Below are 16,163 nucleotides of genomic sequence, written 5' to 3'. Positions count from 1 at the left end.
AAAAAGGGAATGTAATGAAGGTCGATGGCGTCAGTTACAGATCAATCTGGCGCGATGCGGCCAGCGACGAAGTTCGGATCATTGACCAGCGGTGGCTACCTCATGAATTTCGCGTTGCCGCGCTGAACACCCTGGAAGAGTTTGCAGGTGCGATCAGAGATATGTGGGTGCGCGGCGCGCCGTTGATTGGGGCGACAGCCGCTTATGGCGTCGCATCCGAGATGGCAAAAAACGCCAGCGACAGCCATCTGGACCACGTGCACGCGGTGTTGAACGCAACGCGGCCAACCGCGATCAATCTGGCCTGGGCTTTGGATCGATGCCGAACCGCGCTTCGCCCGCTGCCAGAGCACGAGCGGGCCATGGCCTCACGGCAGCTGGCTGATGCCATTGCCGACGAAGATGTCGAGATCAACAGACAGATTGGCCTGCACGGGCTGAGCCTGATCCGCGACATTGCAAGCCAAAAACCTGCAGGAGAGCCGGTGCGTCTTTTGACCCATTGCAACGCCGGTTGGCTCGCAACCGTGGATTGGGGCACCGCCACCAGCCCGATGTACCAAGCCGCAGATGCGGGCATTCCCCTGCATGTCTGGGTCGACGAGACACGCCCGCGCAATCAAGGGGCGCTCACAGCTTGGGAGCTTGGCAGTCACGGGATTGGCCACAGCTACATCACCGACAACGCAGGCGGGCACCTGATGCAGCACGGGTTGGTGGACATGGTGATTACCGGGACTGACCGCACAACTGCAACTGGCGACGTATGCAACAAGATCGGCACCTACCTTAAAGCGTTGGCCGCACGTGACAACGACATCCCTTTCTATGTGGCCCTGCCCTCACCCACCATTGACTGGCGCGTCGCAGATGGGGTGGGCGAAATACCAATCGAAGATCGCCCTGCAACAGAAGTCAGCCATATTCAGGGTCGCGCACCGGATGGCGGCATCTCACCCGTGCAGGTGACGCCAGAGGGCAGCGCGGTCGGGAATCCGGCGTTTGATGTCACACCCGCCCGGCTTGTTACGGGCTTGATCACCGAACGCGGGGTCTGCGCCGCAAGCGAGGATGCGCTTACCGCGCTCTTTCCAGACCTCGCACGCGCGAATTCTCGCGCATCGTGACGTGATCACGTGTCCGTGGCGCGACTTTCCCTTTGCTGCAACTATAGTTTACTCAAACATAGGGTGTTAATCGCAAAGCGCCGATACTGGAGACGAACAATACAATGCAGGACTTGGCCTGGAAACATATGATCGACGAGACTGCGCCGACCCTTCCGGTTGGTGAGTCATCCTCGGCGCTGCACAGAGCCTTCGGTCCCTTGCTTGAGGCCCGGCGCAAAGGCCGACCACATATCATCGGGCAGCTTGGTTTGTCACTTGACGGGCGCATCGCGACCGAAAGTGGCGAATCCCGGTACATCAACGGTACCGAGGCTTTGCATCATCTGCACCGTATTCGCGCGCTTGTGGATGCGGTAATTGTCGGCGCTGGCACTGTTGAGGCTGACGACCCACAACTGACCGTGCGCCACTGCGACGGACGCGATCCCGCGCGAGTGGTGATTGACCCAAACGGACGAATCGGTCGGGGCGCAAAGATCTGGTCTGCATCCGGCGCGCGCAGGATCGTATTGGGCGGTGCTGCTGATTTGCCGGATGGCGTCGAAAAAATTGCGGTCCCAAAGGGGCCGCTGACCGCAAAGCGCATTATCGGGCATCTGGCGGACCAGGGCCTGCATCGCGTTTTGGTCGAAGGCGGGGCGGACACCCTCGGTCGTTTCCTTGCCGAAGGCGCAGTTGACTCGCTGCATTTACTTTATGGCCGGGTGATAATTGGCTCAGGCAAGGCAGGTCTGACGCTGCCTCCTCTGGCCTCTCTAGATGACGCACCGCGACCGCACACCGACACGCATGTCTTTGACGATGGCGATTTTCTGGTGGCCTGCCGGTTCAACACTTAACCTTTCGGCGGCGTTGCGAAAATATCTGTGTGGCCGATAGTCAAGCGCGTCGTGTTCGCCAGTCGCATGTCGCACCAACGCTGTGCAACCTCGTCACCCACAAGGCCTTTCATGGCGTCGGACCAGCCGCGTATCAGTTCTTTCATCAACAACGTGTCACGCGGCGCTTGGAGGCGCCACGCGCTGTCTTCCATCTGCACTTTATACCCGCGGGCAGACAAAGCCCTGGCCAGCGCAACAGCCGCACCAGGGCCCGCTGCCGGCCCGCCCAGCCCCTTGTCGCCCCGTTGATGACGATTAAACGCCGCTGAAAGCGCAGCGTCACCGCCCATAGCAGGCGCAAAGCCAAGCCGCCCATCATAGGTCAGACACGCCAACACTGGCAGCTTGTCTTCGGCCAACCGGTCTGCCAGTTTGTTAATCCATTCTGGAGCCGCCAAATCAAACAGCGCCGTTGCTGTCACAAGGCGGCACGCCTCTGGCCACGGCGCGGGATCTGCGGAAAGATCAGCCAAGGCAGTCTTTACCCCCTTAGCCGCCCCCGCAATTGCCAGTGTTTCCGGGTCATGATCGGTCAGTAACCACTGTGTGTCCTTCGGAAAGGAAGGCGCAAAGGCACGCATCCCAGCCCCCGTGCCAGACCCCAGATCACACACGAGCGGCGCAGTATGTTGGGCAAGCATCGCCCCTGCCCGGTCAATCAAGTCGCGCGACCGGGACCGGCTGTCTGCAGGTTCGCGTAGAGCAAGCCAGTCGGCTGAGAACCCACTCATCCCTGCGCGACCGGCCCTTCCAACCATGCCCTTGCCACATGGCTTTCGTTCAACGTCACCTTCAGTTTGGTAATCTCGCGCGCATCCTCACCCAAACGGCCCGCCGCGATTTCAGCCGCCATTGCATCAAACACGTATTTGCACAGCACTTCTGTGGTGGATCGTTTTCCGCCGAAAAGATCCAACTCGTCCAGGTTCTTGTAGTTCACAGTCGCTGTCACACGGCCAAGGGCTTCGGCGGCCAGACCGATATCTACAACAATGTCATTCTCGGTCAGCGTCTCGCGGAAGAACGCCACATCGATCACAAAGGTTGCACCGTGCATGCCTTGGGCCGGGCCAAAAGCCTCGCCCGGCAAGGAATGCGCGATCATGATGTGGTCTCGGACTTCAAGTGCGAACATACGGTGTCTCCGTTCAGGGGTAAGTCAGGACAGGGCACAAAGCCTCTGCCCCCGGTGCAAGCAAAATTGGCAGACGCGCAGGAGCATCTGCAAAAGGAATCTCATGGGTGAGCAGCGCTTCAAGCTGAGGTGCCTGTGCCAAAAGCCGCAAGGCCATTGAAAGACGGCGTGTATAGTCCCATCGCGCCTTGCGGTCAGCGGGTATATCGCCAACCTGGCTCGACACGATGGACAAACGTTTGGAATGGAACGCGCCACCAAGTGGCAAGGCCACGTCATTGCTCCCGTGCCAACTGGCTTCCACGACGCGCGCAGACCGACCCGCAGCTTCAAGAGCCAGCCGAAGGCCCGCGGCGCTGGCGGATGTGTTGATCGTGATGTCCATGTCCCTCGGCGCGGCATCGGGTAGCGAAAATTGCACCCCCAGCGTGTCCGCAAGCGACTTGCGAGCCGGATTTACATCAACAATGGTTACATCAGCACCGGGCATACCGGCGATGATATGCGCTGTCAAAAGCCCGACAACACCGGCACCAACAATCAAAACGCGATCTCCCGGGCCTGCTCCGCTGTCCCACACAATATTCGCTGCGGTTTCCATGTTGGCCGCAAGAACGGCCCGCCGCGCTGGCAAAGCGTTCGGTAAAGGCACCGCCGCTGCGCCCGGCAGCACCGCGTGGCTTTGATGGGGGTGCAGGGCAAAACACCGCTGGCCCAACCGCTCGGAAGGGCCGTCTATGATCTCGCCAACAAAGGCGTATCCGTACTTCACTGGAAAGGGAAAGTCGCCCTCTTGAAACGGGCAGCGCATGCGGTGCCACTCACTTTCGGGTACGCCGCCCCGCGCTACCAGCCCTTCTGTTCCGCGACTAACCCCGGAATAAAGCGCTTTCAGCGTCACATTGCCGGGTTCGCCATCGGATAACGCGACTGGGCGAAGCGCGAACGTATTCTGCGCCACCGTCCAAAGCGCCTGTGCTGTCATCGCCCGATCTCCGCCGTCGTATTTCAAACCCATGTGTTCACTGTCTGGGGCGTTGGACCGCAATGCGCAATCCCAGTCATGCGGATTTCGTCGCTGATTGTCGCAATGCTAGGCCGGACTCAGTCGAAAGGCATACCTGCGCTCGCAACACGCGCAACCTCCCTGCGCGCCCGCGCGCGCAGGGCCGGGCCCAACGGGATGAGACATGGCAAATGTCGAAGACGGACGGGAGCGTTCCTGCCGACCCGAGCAACACGTGTGATCAGGCGTTCAGATGCGCACGGATCTCTTCGCGCGTGGGCATCGATGCGGCTGCGCCGGGCCGCGTCACCGATATGCACGCCGCCGCAACGCCAAATCGAAGCGCATCGACCGGGCTAAGCCCCTCGGCCAAAGCTGCTGCGAAGGCACCGTTCAACGCATCTCCTGCGCCTGTAGTTTCGCAGACAGGCCCAGCCTTCAATATAGGCACATGCACACTTTGGTCCGGCCCATGCAGCAAGGCCCCCTTTTCTCCCAACGTGATGATCGCGGCCCCTGCCCCTTGTTCGATCAGCGCATCTGCGGCCCGGCGCGCATCGTCGACCGTTTGCACAGAGATGCCTGTCAGCCCCTCTGCTTCAGACTCGTTAGGGGTCACGTAATCGCACATTGCCAACATGCCATCCGGCAATGACGCAGCAGGCGCTGGGTTCAGGATCGTGACAGCGCCCGCAGCACGCCCCCGCGCCAAGAACGCCTGAGCCGCAGGCATCGGCTGTTCCAACTGTGTCATGACGACGCCAGCCGTGTCGATCACGCTGCCCCAAGCCTCTACGTCCTGCGCTGACAAATCCTCGGCGACGCCCGGGCTGACGATAATTGCGTTCTGGCCGGTTTCCGCCTCAAGAAAGATGAAGGCTGCGCCGGTATAGCCCTCTGGCTGTTCTAACGCGTGATCCCGCACTCCGGCCTTAGCCCAGACATCACGCGCAATCGCGGCGAAGGTGTCGCGCCCGAGCCGGGTCAAGATCCGTGCGTCTGCTCCAGCGCAAGCAGCCGCCACGGCTTGATTTGATCCCTTTCCACCGGGGCCGAGTGCGAACCCCTGCCCCAGAATTGTCTCGCCCAGCTTCGGCATCCGGTCTGCGCGATACGAGGTGTCGGCCACAAAAACGCCGAGGATCACAACGGGTGATGACATTTACCAACTCCTAAAGGTTTCGGACCGCGCTAAGCGAAAAAGGCGAAGCCTCCGTACGACGCGCATCTGTGACGTCTTTGGCTCTCCCGTAGCCGATTCAAGACTAGCGGTCTTGTCCCCAGTGCGAAAGCTCAAAGCCTGCTATCGCGACGATGCAAAACGCGCCTCGGAAGGCATTCGGGCCCCGTTCCACGCTGTTAGCGACCTGCATTTTCTGCATAGCAGCATTTCCAACACATCCATTGTGCACTCGCAGCATTTGACTACATCTAGGGTCATACAGGCGGACTGTTCCGCACTCGACTTACAGGAGAATGGCAATGGCCTTCATGACAGATATCACCCGTTTCGAAAGTGGCTTCGCGCAGCGTTTCCAGTCAATCGCAGAAGCCCTTCGCACACAGCGCGCGCGCCGCAGCATCTATCGCCGCACATTTGACGAGCTGTCCATGCTCAACGATCGCGAACTGAACGACCTCAACATTTCGCGCGCAGACATTGCAACGATTGCCCGTCAGGCCGCAGACCAAGCCTGATACCAGCGCCCGGCCTCCGCGATTTGCTCAAATTCGAGCCGCGGTGCCGGGCCGCCCCCATTTGTCTGGGGCTTAAAGCCTAGGGTTTCCTTGACCGGCCGATCGGAAAAACCGTCAATGCCAGACCTCTAGGACTGCGACGAAATCTGTGTCGCAACTTATCAGCACAAACAGAATTTTCTTGGCCGCCCACCCGATTATTATCGTTGGGCTTTCTGCCATTGTGGATGCACCCACGGACGATCGTTCACGGCTGGAAGCGGATCGCGCCCAAGAATATGGTCCGATGCCTTTTCCCCAGTCATGATGGATGGACCATTCAGATTGCCGTTGGTGATCTGCGGGAAAATTGAGCTGTCCGCAACGCGCAACCCATCCACGCCAATGACCCGATTTTGGGGATCAACCACTGCACCCGATTCATCTGCGCGGCCCATTCGGCACGTCCCGCAGGGATGATACGCCGATTCTGCGTGCTCGCGGATAAAACCGTCCAGCTCCGCATTGCTTTGCAAAGCTGCGCCGGGCTGAATTTCGTGCCGGACAAAGGGTGCGAATGCCTCTTGCGCAAATATTTCGCGCGTCAATCGTATACAGGTGCGGAAATCCTCCCAATCTTGGGGATGTGACATGTAGTTGAAGGCAATGCGCGGCGCGTCTGCCGGATTAGCCGATGCCAGAGTAACAGCGCCGCGCGATGCTGATCGCATCGGGCCGACATGAGCCTGAAAACCGTGGCCTTCGGCGGCGGCTTGACCGTCATACCGGACCGCGATTGGCAAAAAATGGTATTGGATATCTGGATACGCAATCCCAGCCTTAGACCGAATAAACGCCGCGCTTTCGAATTGGTTCGATGCGCCAAGCCCGGTTTTGGTGAAAAGCCACTGCGCCCCGATGGCCGCTTTCCCCCATAAGTTCCAGTACTTGAACAATGTGACCGGCTGGCTGGCGGCCATTTGGATGTAAAGCTCCAGGTGGTCCTGAAGGTTTGCACCGACGCCTGCCCGGTCTGCGATGACTGGAATTCCATGTTGCGCCAGATGCGCGCCAGGGCCGATACCCGACAGCATGAGCAGCTTTGGCGAATTGATCGACCCGGCCGACAAGATCACCTCGCGCCGCGCGCGGAGAACCTGCGATTCTCCTCCCCGCTTCACTTGCACCCCGTTTGCGCGACCGTCTTCAATGACAACCCGTTCGACAAGACCGCGAACAATGTCGCAATTGGGTCGCTTCAAGGCCGGCTTGAGATAGGCATTGGCCGCAGACCAGCGCCGCCCCTTCCAGACGGTCTGTTCCATCGGGCCGAAGCCTTCTTGCTTTTCGCCGTTATAATCACCGGTCACTTCGTATCCAGCCTGCTTCCCGGCCTGCACAAACGCATCAAAGAGCGGATTATTGCGGCGGCCGCGGGTCACATGCAGCGGCCCATCGGTCCCGCGCCATGCTGGGTCACCCCCATGGCCCCCGTCATGCCATGATTCCATCCGTTTGAAATAAGGCAGGACATCGGCATAGGCCCAACCGGCTGCCCCCATGTCGGCCCATGTGTCGAAGTCGTGCGCATGGCCCCGCACATAGACCATTCCGTTGATGGAAGACGATCCGCCCACCACTTTGCCGCGCGGCGTGGCAAGGCGGCGCCCCCCCAAATGCGGTTCTGGCTCTGATTGGTAACCCCAGTCGTACCGGGCCATGTTCATGGGATACGATAACGCGGCCGGCATCTGGATCAGCGGGCCTGCATCCGTCCCGCCATGCTCGACAATAAGGACAGAGGCGCCCGCCTCGGCCAATCGATAAGCAATGGCACAGCCGGCGGACCCGGCTCCGACGATGACGAAATCCGCTTCCATTTACTTCACTCCTTACTAAATCCTGACACGGATCACGCGCCAAAGCGGTGCATCCGCTCAGAATGGCGCCTCAACCGACCCCATGGCGACATAGACGCTTTTCAACTGCGAATAATGTTCGATCGCTGCCTTGGCGTTTTCGCGACCAACCCCACTGTCTTTTACCCCGCCGAAAGGCATCTCAACCGGGGTCAAATTATAGGTGTTGATCCAACATGTTCCGGCCTCAAGCCCCGCCACAACACGGTGCGCACGGGCCAGATCGCGGGTAAACACCGCACCAGCCAACCCAAAGCCCGTGTTGTTGGCACGAGACAGCGCCTCGTCTTCCGCCTCAAAGCGAAAAACGCTCGCCACAGGACCAAAAATCTCTTCGCGGGCAATTGTCATCTCGTCTGTGACATCGGCAAAGACGGTCGGTTGCATATAGAAACCTGGCCCTTCTATTGCGTCGCCGCCTGCAACGAGCCGCGCCCCTTCCGCCTTGCCCTTGGCGATGTATCCAAGAACAATCTCGCGCTGCATCGCACTGACCATTGGACCAAAATTGGTCGCCTCGTCCCGCGGATCACCAATTACTGCGCCGGTCAAACGCCGCGTCAAACGCTCCACAAAGCTCTCATAAATCCCGGATTGCACCAAGAGCCGCGTCCCGTTGGAGCAAATCTGCCCGCTGGAATAGAAATTTCCGTTGATCGCCGCACTGACAGCATCGTCGATATCCGCATCATCAAACACGATCATTGGGGATTTGCCGCCAAGTTCCATGGTCACGTGCTTCATCTGCTCTGCCGCCGCAGCGTACACCTTGCGCCCAGTCGGAACCGACCCGGTGAGCGACACCTTGGCAACGCGCGTGTCTGAAACCAGCGCTGCACCGACATCGCCGCGCCCCTGAACCACGTTGAATACACCCGGCGGCAGGCCTGCTTCCATCAAGATTTCAGCCAATTTCAAGGTACACAGCGGTGTCGTTTCGGACGGCTTGAACACCATGGTGTTGCCACAGGCAAGCGCGGGCGCGGCCTTCCAACAGGCGATCTGGGTGGGGTAATTCCAAGCGCCGATGCCAACGCAAACCCCCAACGGCTCGCGCATCGTATAGGCCCAATCCCCATCCGCAAGCTGGATGTGTTCCCCTGTAAGCCCCGCCGCGATCCCGCCGAAATATTCCAACGCATCGGCGCCGCTGGCCGCATCTGCCACAAGCGTCTCTTGCAGCGGTTTGCCTGTGTCCAAGGTTTCGAGTTCAGAGAGTTCGCGGTTCCGCGCGCGAAGAAGATCTGCCGCCCGGCGCAGAATACGCCCACGCTCTGTTCCGGTCATGGCCCGCCACGCCGGCAACGCGGCTTGTGCGGCGTCCAATGCGGCATCGACAGTCGCCTGCGTCGCCGTGTTGAGTGTTGCAATTGTCTCGCCCGTGGCCGGAAACACGACAGGCAATTCATCGCCATTCGCGTCATCAAAATATGTCCCGTTGACGAAGTGGCTTGCGGTTGGGGTCGGGTCCGTCATGCGCGCTGCGCCTCTCTGTGATGTGTGGTCGTGCAAAGGATGGCATCGAGGTAGCCGGTTACCAAACCAATCGACGCCGTGGCATCCAAGCTTTCGTTGCGCAAGGCTTGGCGGATGTAAAACCCGTCAATGAGGGCCGCAACCGTCTGCGCCACTTGCACAGCGTCCGGCCCGGCCAAAGGGCGAAGTTCAGCCAGCAAATTTGAGTGAAGCCGCCGCTGATAGACCCGCAAAAGCCGGTGGGCCTGATCTGACGTTTGCGCCAGAACATAAAAATTCAGCCAGGCCGCGACAACTTCGGGTTGGAAGTTTGTCGGTGAAAAGCACGTGCGCACGATGGCATCGACACGGTCGCGAGGTGCCACAAGGCCAGAACGCTCTGCTCGGACTTCATTGCCGAATTCGCTAAGCACCGCCCGCATGGCGGCCAAGAAAAGCTGTTCCTTTGACCCGAAATAGTGATGTGCCAAAGCACTGGAAACTCCGGCTTTTCGCGCGATCTGGCTCACGGTTACCTCAAGCGAACCAGTCTTGCCAATTTGGTCCACCGTTGCGGCAATGAGTGCTGATTTTCTAAGCGCCGAAACATTGGCTCGTGCCATTTGAGAAACCTTGACTGTTGCAATACCAAATCTTTCGGCTTTTAATTGACTCGTCAATCAATAAATATCGGGAGCGTTCAATGACCTTCAAGATCACGGTTTCGGCCCTCGCGCTCAGCGCATCTGCTGGCCTTGCGTCCGCCAATTGCGACAGCGTCACCTTCTCTGACGTGGGCTGGACCGACATCACCGCAACCACTGCCGCGGCCTCGGTTGTGCTCGACGCACTTGGTTATGAAGCCGACGTTCGGGTTCTATCCGTTCCAGTCACATACACTGCCATGGCCGATGGCGATGTGGACGTGTTCTTGGGAAATTGGATGCCAACGATGGAGGGCGATATCGCGCCCTATCGTGAGGCAGGCACAGTGGACACGGTTCGTGCAAACCTGACTGGTGCCAAATACACCCTCGCGACCAACGCTGCTGGCGCGGCATTGGGCATTGGTGATTTTGCCGACATTGCGGCACAAGCCGATGCGCTTGATGAAACGATCTATGGGATCGAAGCCGGCAATGACGGCAACCGCCTTATCCTTGATATGATAGAGGCTGACGCCTTTGGACTGTCAGATTTCGATATCCGCGAAAGTTCCGAACAGGGAATGCTGGCGCAGGTTGACAGGCTCAGCCGCCGGGACGAGCCGATTATCTTTCTGGGGTGGGAGCCGCACCCGATGAACGCCAATTTCGACCTGACCTATCTGACAGGTGGCGATGACTGGTTCGGGCCCGATCTGGGCGGCGCAACGGTTTATACCAACACGCGTGCCGGGTATGTTGCAGAGTGCCCGAATGTCGGCAAATTGCTCAGCAACCTTGAATTCACCCTTGCGATGGAAAACGAAATCATGGGGATGATCCTCAATGACGGGATGAACCCGAACGAGGCCGCAGCCACCTGGATCGAAGCAAACCCTGATGTGCTTGATACTTGGTTGGCTGGCGTCACACATATCGACGGATCGGATGGGCGCGAAGCTGCCCGCATGGCCCTTCAATAAACCCGAAGAACCGCCGCTCGGCATTTGGCCGGGCGGCACTTTCGAACTCTGAAAGACGAGAGGCATCTGCATGGATTGGCTGACCAACGCCAAAATACCCATCGGCGATGGGGCGGCCGCCCTTTTCGACTGGCTTCAGATCAACGGCGCTTGGTTTTTCGACGGGCTTGCCGTCGGCATGGAGGTCTTGATCGACGCGATCCTGTGGGTCCTGCAAACGCCGCCGCCTTTGATCATCGTCGCGGTCTTTGTGCTGCTCACCTATGTCGCGCAGCGCAGTTGGAAAACCGCCCTCTTCGTCGGGCTTGGGTTTCTGTTTATTCTCAACCAAGGGTATTGGGAGGAAACGACCGAAAGCCTCACCCTTGTTTTGTCAGCCTGCGTGGTGTGCATGGCTGTTGGCGTGCCCATCGGCATCGCGGCCGCGCATCGGCCCCGGCTTTATACCGGCATGCGGCCTGTGCTTGACCTGATGCAGACACTGCCGACCTTCGTCTATTTGATCCCGGCCATCGTGTTTTTCGGCATCGGCATGGTGCCCGGCCTGATCGCAACTGTAATCTTTGTTCTGCCCGCCCCGATCCGCCTGACGCATCTCGGTGTCAGTTCCACACCAAAACCTTTGCTAGAGGCGGCGCAGGCGTTTGGTGCGACGCCGTCACAAACCTTGTGGAAGGTCGAACTGCCCTATGCGATGCCACAAATCATGGCCGGGCTGAACCAGACCATCATGTTATCGTTGTCCATGGTTGTTATTGCCGCTTTGGTGGGCGCGGACGGACTTGGCGTGCCGGTTGTGCGCGCCCTGAACCAAGTGAACACGTCGCTGGGGTTTGAAAGTGGTTTCATCATCGTCGTCGTCGCCATCATGCTCGACCGAATGCTGCGGGTGAGGGAAAAATGACCAAAGCTGTCAATTTTGATGCCGTGTCCATCGTGTTCGGCGATGCCCCGCAATCCGCCTTGCCACTGATGGATGCCGGGCAAAGCCGAACCGAAATCCAATCCAGCACTGCTCAGGTTCTTGGCGTGCACGATTGTTCGCTGAGCGTGGACGAAGGCGAAATCCTCGTGCTGATGGGCCTGTCCGGTTCAGGCAAATCCACGCTTTTGCGGGCGGTCAATGGGTTGAATCCGGTGGTGCGCGGCACGGTAAGCGTGAATGACGGCGGGCAGATGGTTGACGTGACACATGCCAACGCAAAGACGCTGCGCCACATCCGCCAGCACAGTGTCGCGATGGTGTTTCAGCAGTTCGGCCTGCTGCCCTGGCGCAGTGTCCGTGAGAATGTCGGGCTCGGGCTGGAACTTTCTGGAATGGCCCGCGACGCCCGCGACGCACGGGTCCAAGATCAGCTAAACTTGGTTGGACTGTCGGACTGGGCTGACCGCAAAGTCAGCGAATTGTCCGGCGGTATGCAGCAACGCGTAGGGTTGGCCCGCGCCTTTGCAACCGACGCGCCAATCCTTCTGATGGATGAGCCGTTTTCAGCCCTCGACCCGCTCATCCGCGCCCGGCTTCAGGATGAGCTTTTGGATCTGCAACGCGATCTTAAACGCACCATTATTTTCGTCAGCCACGACCTCGACGAGGCCTTCAAACTGGGAGACCGAATTGCAATCATGGATGGTGGGCGGATCGTACAATGCGGAACCCCGCGCGACATCTTCTCAGCTCCAGCATCGGACTACGTGGCCGAATTCGTGGCAAATATGAACCCTCTGGGCGTACTGACGGCTCGCGATGTGATGGCGAAAGGCCATGGTCAAGGTACGCCAGTTGGCCCTGAAACCCCGGTCAGCGATGTGATGGATCGACTGCGTGTTGACCCTTCGCCGGTGCCTGTAACAGAAAACGGTGAAGTCATCGGGGCTGTGACCCCGCAAAGCCTGATCGGACGCCTGCGCGACTGACAGCACGCGCCAGATCCCATGTGAACGCCGTAAACTTGGCCGACACAAAGCTTGGTGCGGTGACAACTGACCAAACATCAAAGCGACTTCAGCAAGCCGCACAACGGTGACAATCGCCAGAGTAACCCGTTTCAAGTTTCCAGTCCAAACCGGGCCGCAAATGAGCCCATTGGCACACTCCCCCATGAATACATTGCACAGCGCTGGGTGTTTGATCCCTTGGTTTGATCATGCGATCTTTTGCGAGGAGTGGAAGGACGCGATGTGGGACAAGTACGTCATGAGAGCGTCAGGACCACGCACGCTGTCAGAACAGCAGTTCCGAAAGGCAACAGACGGACCAGCCACCCGAAAGCGATAGACGCAAGCAGATGGGCAGCCTAAGCAGGCTCATGAACAACGCTTCCTCAGCCCCTGTTTCCACAGACCGTATCCTCGCCGGTGTGACACTGATGCTCGGATTCTGCGTGACCGCTCCACTGCTGGACGTGGCGGCAAAGCTGGCATCGACAAGCGTGCCGGTAGGACAGATCACCGCCGCGCGGTTTCTCGTGCAATGTGCGCTCATGGCACCGGTTGTGTGGATCATGGGGCTATCGGTCAAGGTGGCGCGAGGCCAATGGCTCGCGTTGGTATGTCGAGCCGCATTTCTGTTGTCCGCGACGTTCTGTTTTGTCGCTGCGATCAGCGTCATGCCGCTGGCAGACGCCTTGGCAATCGTCTTTGTGGCCCCCTTCATCGTGTTGCTGATCGGCAAGTTCTATCTTGGCGAGGATGTCGGCCCGCGCCGCGTAGGGGCCGCTTTGGTCGGCTTTGCCGGTGTCCTGTTGGTGATCCAGCCCAGTTTCGCAGCCTTTGGCGCAGTGGCGCTGTTTCCGTTGGGCACCGCAGTGGCGTTCGCGTCTTATATCCTTGTCACGCGCGGGCTGTCGCGGCGCGTCCATCCTGTCGCGTTGCAATTTCACACAGGACTGCTTGCAAGCCTCATGTGCTTACCCGTCCTTTTGCTCGCTGACGGGACCGGGCATGCACTGTTTGATCCGGTCTGGCCTGAAGGGGTTGCCTGGCTCTGGCTTTTGGGCGCCGGTTTCTTCGCGACAGTCAGCCACATGATGATGACCTATGCACTGTCTCTGGCGCCGTCAGCCACTTTGGCACCGCTGCAATATCTGGAACTTCCGGTAGCCACCTTGCTGGGTTACTGGGTGTTTGGCGATTTTCCCAACGCACTGACCCTAACTGGCATTGCCGTCATCATCGGCGCAGGCCTGTACATGATCCACCGGGAGCGGGTGACGGCACGAAAATTGATCACCGAACGTGCTGCGCCGCCGATCTGACCCAGCTAGCGTCTGTTGCGCATAGAGCGCGTTCTTTTGTCCGGCGCAGCCACCGCAACGCGTTTCATGTCTCCCCTCTATCGCGTCGGCAAACCCAACCTTGGCCGCAATCCATCCATCCCATCTCGCAGAGCCTCGGGCGCCCCCACGCCTTCGATCGCTGTGCGCAAGGCAGCGTTCAATCCGCCTTCGGTCGCGAGACTACCCAGAAGGCCCGCCAGATGGTGGCCCGATCCGTCAGGGTGCATGTACCCTGCGAACAGCGCCGTAACATACGCCTCGGCTGCAACCGGATCACCCGTCTCACGCGCCAGCCATTGTGTGCCTTCGACAAGCATTCGCAAGATTGGCGCCGAAAGGGATGATGCCGCGAAATGCGCATTCAAAGCCACTTCGCTTGCAACGGGCAGAATGATATTCCGCTCTCCAAAAAGTGCTCTCAATGCGGAACTTTCTGGATACACCGGCAAGGGGCATCCCCCCCGCGCGATGAAGGGCATGGGAATGGACAATGCAATGTCAATCGCCGGGGCGCAGAGCGTCGCCAGATCGGCGCATGGCACATCCACCATGACAGAAATCACAGCATGGTCTGACCGCCATGGCAGGTCCGGCAGCACAAGGCGCGCCGTAGCCGCCATCAAACATGCGATCACAATGTCAGACTTGCCGACAACGTCCGCGTTCGCGGCAATGCTCACCTCTTGAAACTCGGCCGACAACTCCGCCGCGATGTCGGCGTTCCGCTCGCTGACAAAGATCGTATGCCCCTGCCCGGCAAGCCCGCGCACCATTGCCGATGCAATCTCTCCCGTTCCTAGAAATCCAACACGTGCCATCGCCTGCCCTTTCCATTCCCTTGCGGTTCACGCTACCACCAGTTCAGTTCTGCACAAGACAGGGAGGAGCAGTCATGATCCGGATGGCAAAATCAGTGGACAGACTGGGAACAGAATCCGCATTCGATGTTCTGGCACGCGCGGGGAAACTCGCGGCGGAAGGGCACGACATCATCAATTTGGGGATTGGGCAGCCTGATTTCCGCACGCCTGAGCATATCGTCGAAGCGGGCATCAAGGCGCTTCGCGACGGGCATCATGGGTACACGCCCGCCAACGGTCTGCCTGTGCTGCGCGAAGCGGTTGCCGCTGATTTGGAAAACCGCCATGGCGCGTCCGTCGATCCAGAATGTGTCGTCGTGGTGCCGGGCGGCAAGCCGACGATGTTCTTTGCCATCATGCTGCTGGGCGAACCGGGCGCGGAAATCATGTACCCCAACCCCGGCTTCCCGATCTATGAATCGGTGATCCGGTATTCCGGTGCAACACCGGTGCCCATCGCACTTGAGGAGGCGCGCGGCTTTGCCTTTGACGCTGACACGGTGCTGGGTCAGATAACGCCCGCGACACGCCTTATCATCGTAAACTCCCCCGCGAACCCTACGGGCGGCGTTACGCCCAAGGCCGAAATCGACAAGCTGGTTGCGGGCTTGGCGGATTGGCCCGACGTCGTGCTGATGTCGGACGAAATTTACTCCCAGATGCTCTATGGCGGGCGCACCCATGTCAGCCTGTTGCAATATCCCGAAATTCGTGACCGCCTGATCCTTCTGGACGGCTGGTCAAAAACCTATGCCATGACCGGGTGGCGGCTCGGCTATGCGGTCTGGCCCAAAGGAATGGTCGATGCGGCAGTGCGGCTCTGTATCAACGATCATTCTTGCGTCAATGCGTCGGCCCAGTTTGCGGGACTCGCCGCGCTGACCGGCCCACAAGACGAGGTTCAGGCGATGGTCGCGCAGTTCGACACGCGACGAGAAGTTATCGTTGCCATGCTCAATGATCTGCCCGGGGTGCACTGCGCAGATCCAGGCGGTGCGTTCTATGCCTTCCCGAACATCGAAGGTACCGGGCTGACCGCACGTGCTGCGCAGGACCTGTTCCTGTCAGACGCCGGGGTTGCCACAGTTGCCGGCACGAGTTTCGGCGCGATGGGCGAAGGGTTTGTGCGCTTTTCCTATGCCAACAGTCTTGAGAATATAGAGCGCGCTATCAACAAGATACGTGGCGTTCTTTAACC

General features: G+C 59.3%; 16 protein-coding genes. 8 read left to right on the top strand and 8 right to left on the bottom strand.

What is annotated here, in order from left to right:
• Positions 1–14: 14 nt before the first annotated feature.
• On the top strand, positions 15–1,127 hold the full coding sequence (mtnA, locus tag E2L05_RS11070) for an S-methyl-5-thioribose-1-phosphate isomerase (RefSeq protein WP_133342972.1): 1,113 nt from the start codon (positions 15–17) through the stop codon (positions 1,125–1,127).
• A 128-nt stretch (positions 1,128–1,255) separates the two neighbouring features.
• Positions 1,256–1,969: a RibD family protein gene (locus E2L05_RS11065; RefSeq protein ID WP_133342993.1), complete on the top strand. Its 714-nt coding sequence runs from the start codon at positions 1,256–1,258 to the stop codon at positions 1,967–1,969.
• Here E2L05_RS11065 and E2L05_RS11060 read toward each other — a convergent pair.
• The 4 genes from E2L05_RS11060 to E2L05_RS11040 form a co-directional block, all read right to left on the bottom strand.
• The gene (locus tag E2L05_RS11060) at positions 1,966–2,742 is read right to left on the bottom strand and encodes a class I SAM-dependent methyltransferase (RefSeq protein ID WP_133342971.1); all 777 of its coding nucleotides are present in this window, start codon (positions 2,740–2,742) and stop codon (positions 1,966–1,968) included. The two genes, E2L05_RS11065 and E2L05_RS11060, sit on opposite strands and share 4 nt — an antisense overlap.
• Positions 2,739–3,146, bottom strand: a complete 408-nt coding sequence (locus E2L05_RS11055) for a 6-pyruvoyl trahydropterin synthase family protein (protein ID WP_133342970.1) — start codon at positions 3,144–3,146, stop codon at positions 2,739–2,741. The genes E2L05_RS11060 and E2L05_RS11055 overlap by 4 nt, the downstream gene beginning before the upstream one ends.
• Before the next feature lie 13 nt (positions 3,147–3,159).
• The gene (locus E2L05_RS11045; RefSeq protein ID WP_133342969.1) at positions 3,160–4,164 is read right to left on the bottom strand and encodes a zinc-dependent alcohol dehydrogenase; all 1,005 of its coding nucleotides are present in this window, start codon (positions 4,162–4,164) and stop codon (positions 3,160–3,162) included.
• Positions 4,165–4,393: 229 nt separating this feature from the next.
• Positions 4,394–5,314, bottom strand: coding sequence for a ribokinase (locus E2L05_RS11040; protein WP_133342968.1), 921 nt, complete (start codon positions 5,312–5,314; stop codon positions 4,394–4,396).
• A gap of 320 nt (positions 5,315–5,634) precedes the next feature.
• Between E2L05_RS11040 and E2L05_RS11035 the strand changes: the two genes are divergently transcribed.
• Complete coding sequence (locus E2L05_RS11035) at positions 5,635–5,850, top strand: DUF1127 domain-containing protein (protein ID WP_243721942.1); 216 nt, start codon at positions 5,635–5,637, stop codon at positions 5,848–5,850.
• Positions 5,851–6,050: 200 nt separating this feature from the next.
• Here E2L05_RS11035 and betA read toward each other — a convergent pair whose 3' ends face one another.
• The 3 genes from betA to betI are packed head-to-tail and all read right to left on the bottom strand — an operon-like array spanning position 6,051 to position 9,826.
• Positions 6,051–7,709: a choline dehydrogenase gene (gene betA, locus E2L05_RS11030; protein WP_133342967.1), complete on the bottom strand. Its 1,659-nt coding sequence runs from the start codon at positions 7,707–7,709 to the stop codon at positions 6,051–6,053.
• Positions 7,710–7,766: 57 nt separating this feature from the next.
• Complete coding sequence (gene betB / locus E2L05_RS11025; RefSeq protein WP_133342966.1) at positions 7,767–9,224, bottom strand: betaine-aldehyde dehydrogenase; 1,458 nt, start codon at positions 9,222–9,224, stop codon at positions 7,767–7,769.
• Positions 9,221–9,826 (bottom strand): choline-binding transcriptional repressor BetI, encoded by a 606-nt coding sequence (gene betI, locus E2L05_RS11020; RefSeq protein ID WP_133342965.1) that lies wholly within the window; start codon positions 9,824–9,826, stop codon positions 9,221–9,223. The genes betB and betI overlap by 4 nt, the downstream gene beginning before the upstream one ends.
• A gap of 80 nt (positions 9,827–9,906) precedes the next feature.
• Between betI and choX the strand changes: the two genes are divergently transcribed.
• From choX to E2L05_RS11000, 4 genes are all read left to right on the top strand, one after another.
• Entirely contained in the window at positions 9,907–10,830 is a 924-nt protein-coding gene (gene choX / locus E2L05_RS11015) for a choline ABC transporter substrate-binding protein (RefSeq protein ID WP_133342964.1), read from the top strand.
• A 70-nt stretch (positions 10,831–10,900) separates the two neighbouring features.
• On the top strand, positions 10,901–11,734 hold the full coding sequence (gene choW / locus E2L05_RS11010) for a choline ABC transporter permease subunit (RefSeq protein WP_133342963.1): 834 nt from the start codon (positions 10,901–10,903) through the stop codon (positions 11,732–11,734).
• Positions 11,731–12,744 carry a choline ABC transporter ATP-binding protein gene (gene choV, locus E2L05_RS11005; protein ID WP_133342962.1) on the top strand — a complete coding sequence of 338 codons (1,014 nt, stop codon included), beginning with the start codon at positions 11,731–11,733 and terminating at the stop codon, positions 12,742–12,744. The genes choW and choV overlap by 4 nt, the downstream gene beginning before the upstream one ends.
• Positions 12,745–13,136: 392 nt before the next feature.
• Complete coding sequence (locus E2L05_RS11000; RefSeq protein WP_133342961.1) at positions 13,137–14,084, top strand: DMT family transporter; 948 nt, start codon at positions 13,137–13,139, stop codon at positions 14,082–14,084.
• Between the two features lie 77 nt (positions 14,085–14,161).
• On the opposite strand, the gene E2L05_RS10995 is transcribed toward E2L05_RS11000, so the two are convergent.
• Entirely contained in the window at positions 14,162–14,923 is a 762-nt protein-coding gene (locus E2L05_RS10995) for an NAD(P)-binding domain-containing protein (protein ID WP_133342960.1), read from the bottom strand.
• A 74-nt stretch (positions 14,924–14,997) separates the two neighbouring features.
• Here E2L05_RS10995 and E2L05_RS10990 point away from each other — a divergent pair, with 74 nt between their 5' ends.
• A complete protein-coding gene (locus E2L05_RS10990; RefSeq protein WP_133342959.1) occupies positions 14,998–16,161 on the top strand; it encodes a pyridoxal phosphate-dependent aminotransferase in 1,164 nt (387 codons plus the stop codon).
• The last annotated feature ends 2 nt before the right edge of the window (positions 16,162–16,163 follow it).

It is taken from the genome of Meridianimarinicoccus aquatilis (assembly GCF_004358675.1).
GTDB classification, from domain to species: Bacteria; Pseudomonadota; Alphaproteobacteria; order Rhodobacterales; family Rhodobacteraceae; genus Meridianimarinicoccus; species Meridianimarinicoccus aquatilis.
The sequence above is the reverse complement of the archived record's forward strand: the minus strand, read 5'-3'. Positions and strand labels throughout refer to the sequence as shown.